We start from the raw sequence: 18,952 nt of genomic DNA, 5'->3' as shown, positions 1-18,952 counted from the left end.
AAAACAATTGATTACTGTTAATGATGTAAGTTTACAATTTCCAGATCGTAAACTTTTTGAAGAAGTGAATATTAAATTTACTCCTGGCAACTGTTACGGCTTAATCGGCGCAAACGGTGCAGGAAAATCAACGTTTCTTAAAATTTTATCAGGTGAGATTCAACCGACAACTGGCGTGGTTTCAATGGGTCCTAATGAGCGACTAGCAACGCTAAAACAAAATCACTTTGACTACGAAGACTACACTGTTTTAGAAACTGTAATTATGGGACATAAACGTCTTTACGAAGTAATGAAAGAAAAAGATGCTATCTATATGAAAGAAGATTTTTCAGATGAAGATGGGATTCGTGCCGCAGAACTAGAAGGCGAATTTGCTGAACTTGACGGTTGGGAAGCAGAACCTGAAGCAGCTGTTTTACTCCAAGGGCTAAACATTCCAGAAGAATTACATGATCAAAAAATGAGCGAATTAACAGCTGGTCAAAAAGTCAAAGTATTATTAGCTCAATCTCTTTTTGGTAAACCAGATGTCTTACTATTAGACGAGCCGACAAATGGTTTAGACACCCGCTCAATCAATTGGTTAGAAGAATTTTTAATCAACTTTGAAAATACTGTTATCGTGGTTTCCCATGACCGTCATTTCCTAAACAAAGTCTGCACCCACATGGCAGATTTAGACTTTAGTAAAATCAAACTTTACGTTGGTAACTATGATTTCTGGTTGGAATCAAGCCAACTAGCGACAAAATTGCAAGCACAATCTAATGCCAAAAAAGAAGAACAAATCAAAGAATTACAAGACTTTATCGCTCGTTTTAGCGCCAATGCCTCAAAATCAAAACAAGCAACGTCTCGTAAAAAAATGTTAGATAAAATTACCTTAGATGACATTCAACCTTCCTCTCGTCGTTATCCATTCGTTGGTTTTACACCAGAACGTGAAATCGGCAATGACTTATTACAAGTTGAAAATGTCTCTGTAACGATTGATGGCAAAAAAATCTTAGATAATATCTCGTTCAACTTAACAAAAGATGATAAAGTGGCATTCATCGCTGACTCAGATATTACAACGACTACGTTATTCAAAGTGATTATGGGCGAAATTACTCCCGATACAGGTTCTGTTCGTTGGGGCGTTACAACTAGCCAAGCTTATTTACCAAAAGACAACAGCAAAGACTTTGAAGAGCCATTAACCATTTTAGATTGGTTACGTCAATTTGCTGGTAAAGAAGAAGATGACAATACGTTCTTACGTAGTTTCTTAGGTCGGATGTTATTCTCTGGTGAAGAGGTACTAAAACCAGTCAATGTTCTTTCCGGAGGCGAAAAAGTGCGTGTCATGCTTTCAAAATTAATGCTTTCCAAAGCCAATGTCTTAGTTTTAGATGATCCAACGAATCACTTAGACTTAGAATCAATCACTGCATTAAATGATGGGTTGATGGCTTTCACTGGTTCAATTCTTTTTGCTTCACATGACCACCAATTTATCCAAACATTAGCGAACCGAATTATTGCTGTTTCTGATAAAGGGGTTATTGATCGGGCAGAAACAACCTATGATGAATTCTTGGAAAACCCAGAAATTCAAAAACAAATGGACGTTTTATTCAGTTCAGACTATTAAAAAAATAGAGAAGTCATTAAAAAATGACTTCTCTATTTTTTATTTTCTTTTTTCACCAAAAGAAAACACAGCAATACAACCTATTCCGGTATGACTAGTAATGGTGGGTCCTAGAGGATAAATCAGTATCTCATTAACCTCTATTTCTTTTTCAATTAATTCTTTGACTTTTTCCGCGTCATCTTTCGTTCCTGCATATGCAATCAATAGTGTTTGTTTCATTGGCTCTACAATGCCTTGAATCGTTTCTTGCGCAATCTTTTGCAAGGACTTGTTTCGTCCACGAGTTTTACCAACGGATGCTAGTTTGCCTGCCGCATCCACGCGAATAATTGGTTTAATGTTCATTAAGCCACCAAGCGCAGCCGCTGTTTTAGAAATCCGTCCGCCACGTTCTAAATGTTTTAAATCATCTACCGTTACCCACGAGTGAAGTTTCATTTTTTGCTCTTCAAGATAGGCAACAACTTCTCCTAATGAATGACCATCTGTTTGTAATCGAATGGCTTCTCGGACTAACATCCCTTGACCTAAGCTAGCTGCTTTTGTATCAATAATATGAATTTCTACATTATCGTACTCTTCTTTTAACATCTCTACTGATTGCAACGCACTTTGATAAGAGCCACTTAACCCAGATGAAAAAGCTAAATAAATCACCGGTAACCCTTGCTCCACAAAAGGACGGAAAAATTCATTGTAGCGTCCCACATTAACTTGAGAGGTAGTGGGCATACTTCCATTTTTAATAGCCTTTAAGAAGTTCTGATAATCAAACGTTTCACCTAAATCATCGCGATATTCTTTCCCGTCAATTTGAATATTCATGCTAATAAAAGGTACTTGGTTTTCTTTTAAGTATGTATACGGCAAGTCACAACAAGAATCTGTCACTAATTGATAATTCACGGACAATTGCCCCCTTCATGTTTTCTTTTATTTTACCATAGTTTTTCTTTTTTATATAAAATTAAAAAAGAACGTAAAGGCTGAATTGGCATAAGCCATCCTTTACGTTCCCTTAAAAATCTGCTTAAATTTGTGCCCAAACGCTTTCTAAAACGTTCGTTTGGTTACGGTCTGGACCTACAGAGAATGTTGAAATGCGCACACCAACTAATTCTGAAATCCGATGCACGTAGTTACGAGCATTAGCTGGTAAATCGGCTAAAGTTTTGCAACCAGTGATATCTTCAGACCAACCTGGTAATTCTTCATAAACTGGTTTACAGCGGCTTAATTCTTTCAAGCTTGCTGGATAATGATAAATTAATTCACCATCAAGTTCATAAGCTGTACAAATTTTCACCGTTTCTAAACCACTTAACACGTCAATCGAGTTTAATGACAAGTTCGTAATCCCTGATACACGTTTTGAATGACGCATAACTACTGAATCAAACCAACCGACACGACGCGGACGTCCTGTTGTTGTTCCGTATTCTTTACCGACACGACGAATGGTTTCTCCTGTTTCATCAAATAATTCTGTTGGGAATGGGCCGTCACCGACACGTGAAGTGTACGCTTTGCAGACACCAACCACTTTATTAATTTTTGATGGACCAACGCCACTACCGATAGTTACGCCACCAGCTACTGGATTAGAGGAAGTAACAAATGGATAGGTTCCTTGATCGATATCCAACATGACACCTTGTGCCCCTTCAAATAAAACCCGTTTTCCAGCATCTAATGCATCGTTTAAAATAACCGAAGTATCTGTAACATATTGTTTAATTTGTTGTCCGTATTCATAGTATTCTTCAAAAATATCATCAAATTCAATGGCTTCGCTATCAAACATTTTAACGAATTGACGATTTTTTTCTTCTAAGTTGATTTGCAAACGTTCCGCAAAAATTTCTTTATCCAATAAATCAGCGATACGGATTCCCACCCGTGCTGCTTTATCCATGTAGGCTGGGCCAATTCCTTTAATCGTTGTCCCAATCTTGTTTTCACCTTTCGCATCTTCTTGCAATTGATCCAATTTAATATGATACGGCAAGATGACATGAGCACGATCTGAAATACGTAAATTATCAGTGGCAACATTATTTTCTTTTAAATAAGCTAATTCTTTTACTAAAGATTTTGGATTCACAACTACGCCGTTACCAATTACACTAATTTTTTCTTTATAGAAAATCCCTGAAGGAATTAAATGTAATTTATACGTTACGCCGTCGAATTTAATGGTATGTCCGGCGTTATCTCCGCCTTGGTAACGAGCGATCACTTCTGCGTTTTCACTTAGAAAGTCTGTAATTTTTCCTTTACCTTCGTCGCCCCATTGCGTTCCAACAACTACTACTGATGACATTCGAACACCTCGTTCATAATTTTTTTGTCCTGAATCATTGTACCAGTAAAACCAGTCCCTTTCAAGGGTAAAAATCGAATATTCTTTCACAATCAAAAGCGTTTCTGTCAAAAATACGAACATTTTTAGTTATGTTTTTGTAAAATAATAAAATATACGAATATTGTTCGTGTTTTACTCTCTGATTTTAATCCCTTAATAAGCAAAAAAACGAACTCAAAAAATGAGTTCGTTTTTTTAAAATTCTGTCCTCGGCGAAAGCGAAGAAAATTTATTATATTCTTTAATGAAAAGTAATTCGACCGTTCCACGCGCACCACTACGGTTTTTCTCAATGATGACTTCTACAACATTGTCAACTTCTGGTGGCTCATGATCGCCGTCTTCTCCTTCACCACGATCATAGTAATCATCACGATAAAGAAAGGCAACGATATCGGCATCTTGCTCAATGGAACCTGACTCACGAATATCACTTAACACAGGACGTTTATCTTGACGTTGTTCCACGCCACGAGAAAGCTGTGACAAAGCGATAACTGGGACTTTTAACTCTTTCGCTAATTTTTTTAATTGACGTGAAATATCAGAAACCTCCTGTTGGCGGTTCTCTTTTCCAGTTCCTTCAATCAATTGTAGGTAGTCGATCAAAATTAGACCTAAGTTGCCTTTTTCTTGTGCTAATTTACGACATTTCGCACGAATTTCGGTAATTTTAATCCCTGGTGTGTCATCAATATAGATATTCGCACGGGACAAACTACCCATCGCAATAATTAAGTTTTGCCATTCTTCTTCAGATAATTGCCCTGTTCTTAAATGGCTGGCCTCAATGGATCCTTCTGCACAAAGCATCCGGTTCACTAATGACTCTGCCCCCATTTCTAAACTAAAAATAGCGACAGCTTTATCTGTTTTGGTGCCGACATTTTGGGCAATATTTAATGCAAAAGCGGTTTTCCCTACCGCTGGACGGGCCGCTAGAATGATTAGCTCTTCCGCTTGCAAGCCGGCAGTCATTTTATCCAATGCTTGATAGCCTGTAGGTAAACCAGTAATCTCTTCATCATTTTGGTATAATTGGTCAATATTCGCAATAGTTGTATTTAGAACATCTGAAATTGATAAAAAGCCACTACGATTCCGCTTTTCGGAGACTTCTAAAATGCTTCGTTCTGCATCATCCAAAATAGATTCAACATCTTCACCTTGCTCAAAGCCTTTAGTTACAATCTCTGTAGCGGTTTGGATTAAGTTGCGCAGCAACGATTTTTGTTCAACAATTTTTGCATAATAAATGACATTGGCAGCTGTCGGCACAGCTAAAGCTAAATCTGACAGATAACTTAGTCCACCAACATCTTCTAACAAATTCTCTTGTTCTAGGCGATCTTTGATTGTTACCACATCAATCGCTTCATTTCGGTCGCTTAAGGTCATCATCGTTTGGAAAATCAACTGATGACTACGACGATAGAAATCTTTAGGTTCCACATATTCCATCGCTTCTATTAGCACATCTGCATCTAAGAAAATAGAACCTAAAACGGCTTGTTCCGCTTCAATATTTTGTGGCGGTACCCTATCTTGCAATAATTCATTCATTTTGTTCTCTCCCACGATGTCTTACTTTCTGGTTCATTTAGTCTATCCATTTTAACACAATTTCATTAAAAAAAGTACATTTTTTCTCTGCTGATTTCTCTATTTTTAGTTCACTTTCCAATTTTAAAAAATATACAATTAATAAAAATATAATACTTTCGTTAATTTAAATTGTTGTGCATTTGATTTTTAAATGTTATAAAAAATAATTACTGTAATTTATTTGATATAAAAAAGAAGCCGGAGAAATCGGCTTCTTTTTTATCGATTGTATTATTCCGCTACGACATGAACCTTAATTTTCGCTGTAACTTCATGATGTAGTTTGACTGGTACGTTAGTGTAACCTAGAGAACGAATTGGGTTGGCTAATTCGATTTTGCGTTTATCCAATTTTACATTGTATTGTTTGTTTAAGGCTTCTGCAATTTGTTTTGAAGGAATTGAGCCAAATAAACGGCTGTCTTCTCCAGCTTTTGCCTTGATCTCTACGACAGTCTTTTCATCTTCTAAAAAGGCTTGCATTTCTTTTGCTTGTGCTAAAACTTCTGCTTCATGTTTTTCTTGGGCTTTCTTTTGACCCGCTAACGCACTCATGCTCCCTTTATTGGCTTCTTTCGCATAACCATTTTTAATTAAAAAGTTTTGGGCGTAACCAGTTGGCACTTCTTTTACGTCCCCTTTTTTTCCTTTTCCTTTAACGTCTTGTAAAAAAATGACTTTCATTTCCTTCACTCCTGTTCATACATTTCATTAATATTTTGACGAATTACATCAAGTAGTTGCTCTTTTACTTCTGCTACTGTTACGTTTGATAATTGTACTGCCGCATTAGTAAAGTGACCGCCACCACCTAAATTTTCCATAATAATTTGGACATTAATTGAACCGTTACTCCGAGCACTAATGCCAATCTGTTGATCCGTCCGCTTGGTAATGACAAATGCTGCATTAATCCCTGCCATAGAAAGTAATGTGTCCGCTGTTTTGGCAGCTGTGACACTATCATATTCTTTGTCTTCACTCCCGGCAACAACGACGGTATCTTTTGTGACATATTCGCTTTTAGAGATTAAATTGTTCATTTCCAGATAGCTTGTAAGATCAGAACTTAATAGATATTGTACTAAAGATGAGTCTGCTCCACAAGTTCGTAAATAACTAGCCACATCAAATGTTCGCGCCGTCGTTCGTGTATTGAAACTTTTCGTATCAACCACAATTCCCGCCAACATCATGGTTGCTTCAAAGGCCTGCAGTTTATTTGCGCTATTACTTTGGTATTCGATCAATTCTGTGACTAATTCTGAAGCAGAAGAGGCAGAAGATTCAATATAAGAAAGCAAGGGTTTTGCTGGAAATTCGTCTCCTCGTCGATGGTGATCAATGATTACCACTTTATCAAAACGCTCATAGAGCTCTTGTGAGATCGATAGAGACGGTTTATGGTAATCTACCATAACTAATAAGCTACTTTCTTTCTTGCGCTTCATGGCCTCTTTAGGACTAATAATGCGCTCTTCTAATTCTGGGTACTCTTTAATCGCCTCTAACACTCTTTTGACATCGGGAATGATTTCATTTTCATCTAAAACAATCCACGCTTTTCGATTATTAAACGAGGCTAAACGAGCAACACCAAATGCTGAACCTAACGCATCCATATCTGGATAACGATGGCCCATAATATAGATGTCAGCAGATTCCGCAATAATTCCCTTAATTGCCATGCTCATTGCGCGAGAACGTACTTGAGAACGTTTCGTCGTTACTGCCGTTTTTCCACCAAAAAATAACGGCTTCGCTTCATCTTTGGCTTCTTTTACAACCACTTGATCACCACCACGAACTAAAGCTGTATCTAGGTTTGTTTGAGCCGTGGTCCCGGTTTGATCTAAGGTTGGGCCCCCATAAGCAATCCCCATACTTAACGTAATGGCTACTTCATGGTTAGCTGATTCCTTACGGATCGTATCCAAAATAGAAAATTTTTCGTCCATCATTTTTTGAATATCTTCCCATTGGGCAATGAAAAAATAACGTTCTGCGTTGATTCGCTTATAAAAAACTTTGTATTGGTCCATCCAATCAGAAACCATCGTCGTAATGAAACTATTCAAATAAGAAATTTCTTTCTCGTCCATTGTATCGGTGACATCATCATAATTATCGACAGACACAATGCCAATAGCCGTTTGCATTTCGACTTTTTCTTGATACAAATTACTTTCTTTAGTGATATCTTCAAAAGTAATTGTATGTTGTTCTTTATTGACGCTAAAGCGATAGGTATTTTCGTCAATCGTAAAGATATCTTGGTTTCGTTCTGCTAATTCTAAATAAGACGTAACTTGGCTAGCGGTTAACGTTAGCTGATTGTCTTTATTAAAAATAGAAGCAGCATAAGGATTAAGCCATTCTACCGCGCGTGTTTCCCCGTTATACGTAATAATTCCCACAGGTACTTCATTTACAACATAATCCAACGATTGTTCAGCAATGGAACTTGCTTCTTGAATCTTTTCTACGTTTGTAATTTCTACATCTCTAATCAACAGCCGAATAACCACTAAGAGAAAGATATCTAATGCGATAATTACCGCCAATAGCAGCCATTTATTTGTTAGTAAGAAATAGAGGAGAAATTCTACTAAGAGAAGACCCACAACAATTAAGAAACCGTTTTTTTGAATTCTCTTCTTTTGCATTTTTTTGCCTCCAATCTTTCTGCAGACCTTTGAGGCGACTTGTTCCAACGAGCATATTGCTCTGGTGATTCACTAGTTATTTCATCCCTTATTTTATCACAAAACACTTCATTCTGCGAACCTTGTTATGTTTCACGTGAAACACTAGTCAAGATAAAAAAGAACCAAAGAGCAAGCTCTTTGGTTCTGGAAATTGTCATAAAATTATTGTTCGTCACTAACGAATGGTAATAATCCCATGATACGTGCGCGTTTAATAGCAATCGTTAATTTACGTTGGTTTTTAGCGCCAGTACCTGTAACACGACGTGGTAAAATTTTGCCACGTTCTGAAATGAATCGTTTTAACAATTCAGTATCTTTATAGTCGATGTATTCGATGTGGTTTGCTGCGATGTAGTCGACTTTCCGACGTTTACGTCCGCCTCTTCTTTGTTGTGCCATTCTTGTTCCCTCCTATCAAATTCGTTTAGAATGGTAAATCATCATCTGAAATGTCGATAGATGAACCTGAGCCACCAAATGGATCAGAATCTTTATCGAAATCAGGCATACCGTTATTGTTTTGCGACTGAGAAGATGATGGATTGAAACTATTGTTGTTGTTATTAAATCCAGAACCGGCATTGTTATTACCAAAGCTACGATTTTGTGATTGATAACCATTTTCGTTGTTATTAAAGCTACCGCCGCCAGTTCCTCTTTGTTCTGAAGCAGAACGAGATTCTAACAATTGGAAGTTTTCACAAACCACTTCAGTTACGTAGACACGTTGACCTTGTTGGTTCTCGTAGTTACGAGTTTGAATTCTTCCGACAACACCTAATAATGTACCTTTACGGGCATAATTAGCCATTGTTTCTGCGGGTTTACGCCAAATCACACAGTTGATAAAGTCTGCTTCACGGTCACCATTTTGATTCGTAAAGTTACGGTTTACAGCAAGTGTAAAGGTCGCAACAGCTGAACCACTAGCGGTGTAACGTAAGTCAGGATCTTTTGTCAATCTTCCGACTAATACAACGTTATTAATCATTCAAAACATCTCCTTTCGTCAATAAATGTTTCATGTGAAACAAATTATGCTTCTACCTTCACGATCATATGACGGATAATATCGTCATTGATTTTTGCTAAACGATCAAACTCGTTGATTGCGCCAGCTGTTGATGGAGAAGTAACATTAACGATATGATAGATGCCTTCACGGAATCCGTTCATTTCATATGCTAAGCGGCGTTTTTCCCAATCTTTAGATTCGATAACTTCTGCTCCGTTATCTTTTAAGATTGTGTCGAAACGTTCTACTAAAGCAGTTTTTGCTTCTTCATCAATGTTCGGACGAATAATGTACATGATTTCGTACTTCGTATCTTGACTCATTGATTTTCACCTCCCTATGGACTTCAAGGCTCTTAGTTGGCTAAGAGCAAGGAGAACATACCTAAAAAGGTAGTTCACAATCTCTAATTATATGCTAATTGATAGACAAAAGCAAGAAATAGTTTTGAAAAGCCCCAATAAAAAAGTTTCGCCAGTTGGCGAAACTTTTTTATGTTATTCTTCTGTTTCTGATGTTGTTTCGTTTTCTGTTGTTTCTACAACTTCAACGATTTCTTCTTCCACTTCTTCTGGTTCTACAACAGCCATTGTTACCACTTTGGCACCATCTTCCATTCTCATTAAACGAACCCCTAATGTTGCGCGTCCTGTTTGAGAAACAGAATCAACGTTAAAGCGGATAATGACGCCTTTGTTCGTAATCAATAAGATATCTTCATCCCCATTGACCGTGGTTAAACCAGCTAATGGACCATTTTTCTCAGTGATATTTGCTGTCTTAATCCCTTTACCGCCACGTCCTTTAACTGGATATTCAGAAGCTTTTGTACGCTTGCCATAACCATTTTCAGTAATGACTAGGACTTCTTTATTTTCATCCAGAATCGCTGCGCCGACCACATAATCATTTTCGCGGAGACGGATTCCCCGAACACCTGATGCTGTCCGGCCCATATCACGTACAGTATTTTCATCAAATGTGACAGAGTATCCTGCATGTGTTCCGATAATCATCTTCTGATTGCCATTAGTCGTTACCACGTTAACTAACTCATCATCTTCTTTTAAGCTAATGGCGATTAATCCATTACTACGGATATTAGAAAAGGCTGTTACGGCTGTCCGTTTGACGGTTCCTTTTAAGGTTGTGAAGAACAAGTATTTACCTGCTTCCGCTTTGCCCTCAACAGAAATAATCGCTTGAATTTTTTCTGCAGAATCAATTCCCAGTAAGTTAATTACTGGAATTCCTTTTGCTGTTCTACCGTATTCAGGGATTTCGTAACCTTTTGCTCGGTAAACTTTCCCAGTGTTCGTAAAGAATAATAACGTGTCGTGTGTTGAACAAGAAACTAGGTTTTTCACGAAATCATCATCATGAACGCCCATGCCTTGGACACCACGTCCGCCACGGCGTTGCGCCCGGAATTCGGAGTTTGCCATCCGCTTAATGTAGCCGTTATTGGTTAACGTAATCACGACTTCTTCTTCTTCGATTAAATCTTCATCTTCAAGACTTAGGACTTCACCTACTAATAATTCTGTGCGTCGTGCATCACCAAATTTTGTGCGAACGTCATTTAACTCTGTTTTAATGATTTCAATGACGCGCTCTGGGCGGGCTAAAATGTCCTCTAAGTCCGCAATGAATTTCAATAGCTCTTGATATTCATTTTCAATTTTGTCGCGTTCTAAGCCTGTTAAACGGCGTAAACGCATATCTAAAATCGCTTGCGCTTGACGATCTGAAAATTCAAAGCGTTCAATTAACGTTGCTTTTGCTTCGTCATCTGATTGTGACCCACGGATAATGGCAATGATTTCATCGATATGATCTAAGGCAATTCGTAGACCTTCTAAAATATGCGCCCGTGCTTCTGCTTTGTTTTTGTCAAAAATCGTCCGGCGAGTAATGACTTCTTTTTGGTGCTCGACGTAGTTTTCTAAAATACGTTTCAAGCTTAAAATTTTCGGTACGCCTTTTTCGATGGCTAACATGTTAAAACCAAAAGATGTTTGTAAGGCAGTCATTTTGTACAAGTTGTTTAACACAACAGAGGCACTCACATCTCGACGAACATCGATGACAATCCGCATGCCTTCACGAGAAGATTCATCCCGCAAATCAGTAATTCCTTCAATTCGTTTATCTCTGTGTAATTCAGAAATTCGTTCGATTAATTTGGCTTTATTCACCATATAAGGCAATTCAGTTACTAAAATACGTTCTTTTCCATTCGGCATTTCAGTCAATTCAACTTTTGCACGAACAGTAATCGAACCTTTCCCTGTTTCATATGCTCGGCGAATCCCTGATTTCCCCATCACTAAACCGCCTGTTGGAAAATCTGGTCCAGGTAACACTTCCATCAATTCATTCGTCGTTACATCAGGATTGTCCATCAATAAACTTGTTGCATCAATCACTTCACTTAAATTGTGTGGTGGAATATTTGTTGCCATCCCCACCGCAATCCCCGTTGTTCCGTTAACTAGTAAGTTTGGAAAACGAGCAGGTAAAACTACTGGTTCTTGTTCTGAATCATCATAGTTTCCTTGGAAATCGACTGTATTTTTGTTAATATCTCGTAGCATTTCTAAAGCAATTTTACTCATACGTGCTTCGGTATAACGCATAGCGGCAGCGCCGTCACCATCGACAGAACCGAAGTTTCCGTGGCCGTCAACTAACATAGCCCGATAACTAAAAGGTTGTGCCATCCGCACCATTGATTCGTAAATCGCACTGTCCCCATGGGGGTGATATTTACCCATAACATCCCCAACAATCCGGGCTGATTTTTTGTGTGGTTTATCAGGGGTTACCCCTAATTCGTTCATTCCATATAAGATTCGGCGATGAACAGGTTTTAAACCGTCACGAACGTCAGGTAACGCGCGGGCTACGATAACACTCATTGCGTAGTCAATGAAAGATTCTTTCATTTCGCTGGTCAGATTGACGTCTTGAATGTTTTCTTTAATTTCTTCACTCATGAATTTTTTCCCCTCTAAATATATGTTCTAGCGTCTCTTACAACGTTGCGACACATTAAATATCCAAGTTTTTCACGTAATGGGCATTTTCTTCGATAAACGCACGACGTGGTTCCACACGATCGCCCATTAGCATTTCAAAAATTTGGTCAGCTTCAATGGCATCATCGACACTCACTCGCGCCATTAATCGTTTTTCTGGGTCCATTGTTGTTTCCCAAAGTTGGTGATCATCCATTTCACCCAAACCTTTGTAACGTTGAACACTTGGTTTTGGTGAAGCAGGTAATTCTTCTAACACTTTTGCTAGTTCCTCTTCAGCATGTTTGCCCGGTTGAACGTAGGTGATATTTTTCCCTTGTTTCACACCATATAGTGGTGGTTGGGCAATATACACATAACCAGCTTCAACAATTGGCCGCATGAAGCGATAGAACAAGGTTAATAACAACGTTCGAATATGCGCACCATCGACATCGGCATCGGTCATAATCACTAGTTTGTGATAACGTGCTTTAGAAACATCGAAATCTTCGCCGAAGCCTGTTCCCATAGCTGTAAATAATGACCGAATTTCTTCATTGGCTAAAATTTTATCCATGCTAGCTTTCTCGACATTCAAGATTTTCCCACGAATTGGTAAAATGGCTTGGAATTCACGGCTACGGCCTTGTTTTGCTGAACCGCCGGCCGAGTCTCCTTCGACGATAAATAATTCGCATTTTTCCGGATCTTTACTTGAGCAATCAGCCAGCTTCCCTGGCAAGTTGCTAATTTCTAAAGCGCCTTTACGACGGGTGACTTCACGGGCTCTTTTAGCGGCTAAACGAGCTTTTGAGGCCAACATACCTTTTTCGACAATTTGTTTGCCGACTGTTGGATTTTCCATCAAGAATTTTGTAAAGTATTCTGAGAACAAACGATCCGTAACGGTCCGTACTTCTGAGTTCCCTAATTTCGTTTTCGTTTGTCCTTCAAATTGAGGATCTGGATGTTTGATGGAAACCACTGCAGTTAAACCTTCACGAACATCTTCCCCAGTTAATTTTTCATCGTTTTCTTTCATCAATTTTTGTTTACGTGCATAGTCATTAATCACACGTGTTAAAGAAGTTTTAAAACCAGATTCATGCGTTCCGCCTTCATAAGTATGAATATTGTTGGCAAAACTTAAAATATTTGAGTGGTAGCCATCTGTATACTGCATTGACACTTCCACTGTAATATCTTGTTGCTCTCCCTCAATGAAGATTGGCTCTGGGAAAATAACGTCTTTATTGGCATTTAAATGCTCAACATAACTCTTAATCCCGCCTTCATAGTGATACTCTTTTTTATCTTCTTGTCCTTCACGACGGTCTTCAATTGAAATGTGTAAGCCTCGATTTAAAAAGGCTAATTCACGAACCCGTGTTGCTAATTTATCAAAATCATAAACGGTTGTTTCTGTAAAAATTTCAGGATCTGGAATAAAGTGAACAGTAGTTCCGTGACGATCCGTTTCTTCGATAACTTTTAGGTCATCAACAACCGCACCACGACGATATTCTTGGTAATACACTTTGCCATCTTTATAAACACGAACATCTAAACTGGTCGATAAAGCATTAACAACAGAGGAACCAACACCGTGCAAGCCACCTGATACTTTATAGCCGCCACCGCCAAATTTCCCGCCGGCATGTAGCACTGTAAACACTGTTTCCACAGCTGGGCGACCTGTTTTGGCTTGAATCCCGACTGGAATTCCACGACCATCATCGATAACAGTAATACTATCGTCTGGTTCGATAATTACTTGAATTGATTTAGCAAATCCTGCTAAGGCTTCGTCGATAGAGTTGTCAACGATTTCCCATACTAAGTGGTGTAACCCTTCGCCACTAGTAGAACCTATGTACATACCAGGACGTTTCCGGACAGCTTCTAAGCCCTCCAAAACTTGAATCTGACTAGCGTCATATTCTTGCGCACGTTCTCTCATGTTTTTTTCTTCTTCTGTCATGTCGCTGAATTCCTTTCTATCTTGCCTTGTTGAACATAGAAAATATCTGGTTCAACTGTTAGCTTGTCTTTTATGTGATCTAAACTAGTTGTCGTTAAGAACGTTTGAACTTTGCCTTCAATCGTTTCTAACAAGTGAATTTGACGTTCATTATCTAATTCACTCATGACATCATCTAGTAATAACACAGGATATTCTCCTGTTTCTGAATGCATCAAATCAATCTCTGCCAATTTAATACTTAAAGCTGTCGTTCGCTGTTGGCCTTGTGAGCCATACGTTTGAACATTTTGACCATTGACAATAAATAGCAAATCGTCACGATGAGGGCCTAAAAAAGTATTCGCTTTAAACAATTCACGCTTACGATTGTTCATTAATTGTTGGAGCAATTGATTTTGAAGTGCTTCTAAGGAAAGATCCGTGTTGTCAATTGGGATGCTTGATGCGTAGTCAATGGTGAGCGTTTCGCGTCCATGACTAATTTTTTGATGGAGTAAGTTTGCCCAGTGTTCTAATTTTTTAAGAAAACCTAACCGAGCGTATAGAACTTTCCCGCCAAATTCAGCTAGCTGCTCTGTCAAAATATCCAGATAAACAGTATCTGTTTGTTTCTTTTCAGCTAGTTGTTTTAGGTATTGGTTCCGTTGCTTTAAAACAGACTGATATTGGACAAGATCATAAAGATAAATAGGACTCACTTGTCCGAGTTCCATGTCAATAAATTTCCGGCGGACTTGAGGTGAGCCTTTCACCAAAGATAAATCTTCTGGGGCAAATAAAATAACATTCAGTTGCCCAATGTACGCACTGAGCCTTTTTTGCTCAATGTGATTAACCTTGGTTTTACGTCCTTTGTTGGAAATTAAAATTTCCAACGGCACGGTGCCTGTCTTTTTTTCAACCACACCGCTAATTTTAGCTGCTGCTTGTTCCCAGCCAATTAATTCTTTTTCATTGCTGGTTCGATGACTTCGTGTCATTGCTAGAACATAAATGCTTTCTAACAAGTTGGTTTTTCCTTGGGCGTTTTCGCCTAAAAAAAGATTTAACGTTTTTGGAAAATCTAAACTGACTGTTTCATAATTACGATAATGCTGAAGTGTCAGCTCATTCAGCCGCATCGTCGGACTCGTTTCCGTTTTTCACCATAAAAAAAGTACCTTCTTCAGGTATCTCAATCATCATGCCCGCATAAAGTTTCCGTCCGCGACGATTTTCCAACTCGCCATCAACAAACACGCTATTGTCTGCCAAATACCATTTGGCTTGGCCGCCACTACCAATGACGTTGATTTCTTTAAGAAACTGACCAAGCGTTATATACTCAGTTGCTAAAACAAACGTTTTTTTCAATGTGCATCCCTCTTTTTTCTAATACGTTCTCATATATATTATACCCTTTTTCATAAGAGAAAACAAATTTATCTGTCTAATTTTCATTCTAAGCAATTTTAATTCTAAATGACCGAAAATATTATTAGGATAAAAAAACTCTTAAAAAGCATTTTAAAACGGAAATTGATATTTTCTTGAGAAAAAAGGGGCCTGATTTGGCAGAAATGACGAGTAGCGTTTAACTAAAAAACAATTAGGGGTAACTCAAAGACAAACGAAGAGGGCGCGCAATGAAGAAAAGTAGCTTGTAGAGGTCTGAGCGTCGTTTTAAGCAACGTAAACTTCTTTCACTAGGAAATGTTCATAAAAAAATGAACAGCTCTTAAACGAAAAATTAAAGGGCTTTTTTCTTTATCCACGAAAAAAAGGCAGAATTTATTCGTCAAACGATAGTTCAAACATTCACAATCATATTAGCGTAAAAGCTATTCTAGTTTTAAAAAGCTTATCTAGCAGCGTTTATCGGCTTTAAACAGACGACAAAAAAGAACCTTCGGCGATCATAGTGATTTTCCGAAGGTCTTTTTTAAACATGATTAATTTGTACGAACCGGTGTAATTAGTTGAATGAAATCTAGTTCTGTTTCGGTTGGCTCCAATGTAAACGGACGAATTGGAGAAAGGAATTTCACGGTAATATTCATATCGCCAAACGCTCGCAACGCATCTTTCATATAATCTGGGTTGAAAGAAATATCCAACGCTTCACCAGAAACATTTTCATAGTTTAACGCTTCTTCGACTTTTCCAATTTCAGGTGAATTTCCATATAAAACAACAGAATCTGGTGAAATTGAAAGGCGAACAATATTGTTACGTCCTTCATGAGAAAGTAAAGAGGCACGTTCGATTGCTGAAAGCAGTTCTGGTACATAAAATTCAATTTGCGTGTTATGGCTAGTTGGAATTAAACGGTTGGTATCAGGATAATTTCCTTCTAACAAACGAGAATAGAAGTACATTGTTTCTGTTTTAAATAGCACTTGATTTTCCATAATGCTGATTTCAACCATTTCTTCTTCATTGGTTAATGAACGAGAAAGTTCAGTTAAACTTTTTCCTGGAATTACAATGTTAAAGTCTTCTACTGCTTGTTCTGTCGGGATCACACGTTGACTTAAACGATGTGAATCTGTCGCAACGGCAAGTAATTTTTGATTTTCTAAAATAAAGTGAACCCCAGTTAAAATTGGACGACTTTCGTGCATCGATACAGCAAAACCTGTTTCACTAATAATTTTTGTCAATAAATGAACAGGTAATTTCATTTGGTTTTGAGTATCAATTACTGGTAAGTGCGGATAATTGTCAGCATCTAATCCATTGACCGTAAAATCAGCTTTTCCTGAAGTAATTGCAACTTGATTGTTATCTAGAACTTCCATTGTGAACATATCTTCTGGTAATTTACGAATAATTTCGCCAAAGAAACGAGATTGTAAAACGATGCTACCTGTGCGTTCAATCGTCATTTGAGCTTTTTCATCATCTTTACTTAAAAAACTTTCAATTGAAATATCCGCGTTACTCCCAGTAAGTGATAAGCCATCTTCTGATAACACAATTTTAACACCCGTTAAGATTGGAATCGTTGTTTTAGAAGAAATTGCTCGTTGAACAGTTTGTAATTCTTGTAAAAAGACACTTCGTTTGACCGTTAATTTCATAATGTAAACTCCTTTTTAAGTATTTTCAATACGTTCTAATTTTGTACGCCACTGTTTTGTATATTATATATAAATAAATAATAAAAGTAATAGGGCATGTTGATTCTGTGGAAAAGTCAAAAGAGCATTGATTTTACTAAGTTATCCACTTGTGTATAAGTTGTGGATAACTTTATTCTTTTTTGTTTAGTTTTCCACATCCTAAGAGTTCAATAAATTTTTAATTTCACTGACTTCTTTTTGAATCGCTGGATCTTTTTCCAATAATTGCTGAATCTTTTCGTGCGCATGAATTACCGTTGTATGATCTTTGCCGCCAAATTCGGCACCAATTTTTGGCAAGGAATTGTCGGTCATTTCTCTAGCAAGATACATTGAGATTTGACGAGGAACTACAATTGTTTTCACCCGTTTTTTCCCTTTTAAATCTTTAAGAGGCACATGATAATATTTGGATACTTCTTCTTGAATTTGTAAGATGGACAATTGATTTTTACTACCAACTGATTTTAGAGATTTCAAGGCGTCCGCCGCTAAACTAGTGGTAATATCTTCTCCATTAATAGTTGCAAAGGCTTGAACGCGGACCAAAGCACCCTCTAATTCACGGATGTTGGAATCAATTTGACCAGCGATATAACTTAGTGTATCATCCGGAATTTCTAAACGCTCGGCATCTGCTTTTTTGCGCAAAATTGCAATCCGTGTTTCTAAATCAGGCGGGGTGATATCAACAGACAAACCCCAAGCAAAGCGAGAAACTAATCGTTCAGGTAATTTTGGAATATCATTCGGCGGGCGATCACTTGTTAAAACAATTTGTTTATTTTCATTGTAAAGATCGTTGAAGGTATGGAAAAATTCTTCCAATGTTGCTTCTTTTTCCGCCAAAAATTGAATATCATCGACTAATAATAAGTCAACATTGCGATATTCTTTCCGAAATTGTTCGGATGTCTTTGTTTGAATTGAGTTGATAAATTCATTCGTAAACGTTTCGCTACTAACATATTTGACTTTGGCATCTGGTTGATTCACTAACATTTGATGACCAATGGCATGCATCAAATGGGTTTTCCCTAACCCTACACCACCATAGAAGAAAAGGGGATTGTAAATCGAACCCGGATCCTCCGCAACAACAAGCGCTGCAGCGTGAGCCATTTGGTTTCCTTTACCAATAACGAAGGTGTCGAAAGTGTACTTAGGATTAAGCATCGCTTTTTTACTTTGTTCACTAAAAACAATTTCTTCTTCGGCAGGTTCTTCGAGTTCTTGTGCCAGTGCTGTGTCTTTTTCATCGGCAACAACAAAATGGGGCATCACTTCTGCACCGGTCAATTTAAATCCAGTTTCGACAATTTTTGCCGAAAGATTTTTTTCCCAGTAATCACGATGAACTGCAGAAGGGACTTCTAGCCACAATTGATTGTTGTCTAATTTCAAAGGGCGTGTGGTTTTAATCCAAGCATCAAAACTTGGCGCCGACAAAATCGCTTGATAGGCTTCTTCAAGGCTATGCCAAAAACTTTCCACGTCGGGCAT

Annotated in this window: 15 protein-coding genes; 1 reads left to right on the top strand and 14 read right to left on the bottom strand. The window is 37.9% G+C overall.

What is annotated here, in order from left to right; translation table 11 throughout:
* The first annotated feature begins 7 nt into the window (after positions 1 to 7).
* Entirely contained in the window at positions 8 to 1,639 is a 1,632-nt protein-coding gene (locus tag IGL86_RS00075; RefSeq protein ID WP_002359215.1) for an ABC-F family ATP-binding cassette domain-containing protein, read from the top strand.
* 39 nt (positions 1,640 to 1,678) lie between these two features.
* Here IGL86_RS00075 and IGL86_RS00070 read toward each other — a convergent pair whose 3' ends face one another.
* From IGL86_RS00070 to dnaA, 14 genes are all read right to left on the bottom strand, one after another.
* Positions 1,679 to 2,548, bottom strand: a complete 870-nt coding sequence (locus IGL86_RS00070) for a DegV family protein (protein ID WP_010822002.1) — start codon at positions 2,546 to 2,548, stop codon at positions 1,679 to 1,681.
* Positions 2,549 to 2,672: 124 nt separating this feature from the next.
* Positions 2,673 to 3,965 (bottom strand): adenylosuccinate synthase, encoded by a 1,293-nt coding sequence (locus tag IGL86_RS00065; RefSeq protein ID WP_002359213.1) that lies wholly within the window; start codon positions 3,963 to 3,965, stop codon positions 2,673 to 2,675.
* Positions 3,966 to 4,202: 237 nt separating this feature from the next.
* On the bottom strand, positions 4,203 to 5,570 hold the full coding sequence (gene dnaB / locus IGL86_RS00060; protein ID WP_002381331.1) for a replicative DNA helicase: 1,368 nt from the start codon (positions 5,568 to 5,570) through the stop codon (positions 4,203 to 4,205).
* 273 nt (positions 5,571 to 5,843) lie between these two features.
* A complete protein-coding gene (gene rplI, locus IGL86_RS00055) occupies positions 5,844 to 6,296 on the bottom strand; it encodes a 50S ribosomal protein L9 (protein ID WP_002356023.1) in 453 nt (150 codons plus the stop codon).
* 5 nt (positions 6,297 to 6,301) lie between these two features.
* Positions 6,302 to 8,326, bottom strand: a complete 2,025-nt coding sequence (locus IGL86_RS00050) for a DHH family phosphoesterase (RefSeq protein WP_002363542.1) — start codon at positions 8,324 to 8,326, stop codon at positions 6,302 to 6,304.
* A 156-nt stretch (positions 8,327 to 8,482) separates the two neighbouring features.
* Entirely contained in the window at positions 8,483 to 8,722 is a 240-nt protein-coding gene (gene rpsR / locus IGL86_RS00045; RefSeq protein ID WP_002356021.1) for a 30S ribosomal protein S18, read from the bottom strand.
* Between the two features lie 25 nt (positions 8,723 to 8,747).
* Positions 8,748 to 9,314 (bottom strand): single-stranded DNA-binding protein, encoded by a 567-nt coding sequence (ssb, locus tag IGL86_RS00040; protein WP_002364599.1) that lies wholly within the window; start codon positions 9,312 to 9,314, stop codon positions 8,748 to 8,750.
* A gap of 44 nt (positions 9,315 to 9,358) precedes the next feature.
* The gene (rpsF, locus tag IGL86_RS00035) at positions 9,359 to 9,661 is read right to left on the bottom strand and encodes a 30S ribosomal protein S6 (RefSeq protein WP_002356019.1); all 303 of its coding nucleotides are present in this window, start codon (positions 9,659 to 9,661) and stop codon (positions 9,359 to 9,361) included.
* Between the two features lie 174 nt (positions 9,662 to 9,835).
* Positions 9,836 to 12,337: a DNA gyrase subunit A gene (gyrA, locus tag IGL86_RS00030; protein WP_002361457.1), complete on the bottom strand. Its 2,502-nt coding sequence runs from the start codon at positions 12,335 to 12,337 to the stop codon at positions 9,836 to 9,838.
* Positions 12,338 to 12,392: 55 nt separating this feature from the next.
* Positions 12,393 to 14,342, bottom strand: coding sequence for a DNA topoisomerase (ATP-hydrolyzing) subunit B (gyrB, locus tag IGL86_RS00025; RefSeq protein WP_002359210.1), 1,950 nt, complete (start codon positions 14,340 to 14,342; stop codon positions 12,393 to 12,395).
* Positions 14,339 to 15,466, bottom strand: coding sequence for a DNA replication/repair protein RecF (gene recF, locus IGL86_RS00020; RefSeq protein ID WP_002356016.1), 1,128 nt, complete (start codon positions 15,464 to 15,466; stop codon positions 14,339 to 14,341). Before recF ends, gyrB begins: the two co-directional genes overlap by 4 nt.
* Positions 15,453 to 15,698 carry a S4 domain-containing protein YaaA gene (gene yaaA, locus IGL86_RS00015; protein WP_002356015.1) on the bottom strand — a complete coding sequence of 82 codons (246 nt, stop codon included), beginning with the start codon at positions 15,696 to 15,698 and terminating at the stop codon, positions 15,453 to 15,455. The genes recF and yaaA overlap by 14 nt, the downstream gene beginning before the upstream one ends.
* 578 nt (positions 15,699 to 16,276) lie before the next feature.
* Positions 16,277 to 17,407: a DNA polymerase III subunit beta gene (dnaN, locus tag IGL86_RS00010; RefSeq protein ID WP_002356014.1), complete on the bottom strand. Its 1,131-nt coding sequence runs from the start codon at positions 17,405 to 17,407 to the stop codon at positions 16,277 to 16,279.
* A 201-nt stretch (positions 17,408 to 17,608) separates the two neighbouring features.
* Positions 17,609 to 18,952, bottom strand: coding sequence for a chromosomal replication initiator protein DnaA (dnaA, locus tag IGL86_RS00005; RefSeq protein ID WP_033626082.1), 1,344 nt, complete (start codon positions 18,950 to 18,952; stop codon positions 17,609 to 17,611).

Source organism: Enterococcus sp. DIV0774 (assembly GCF_050539095.1).
Classification (GTDB): Bacteria; Bacillota; Bacilli; order Lactobacillales; family Enterococcaceae; genus Enterococcus; species Enterococcus faecalis.
The sequence above is the reverse complement of the archived record's forward strand: the minus strand, read 5'-3'. Positions and strand labels throughout refer to the sequence as shown.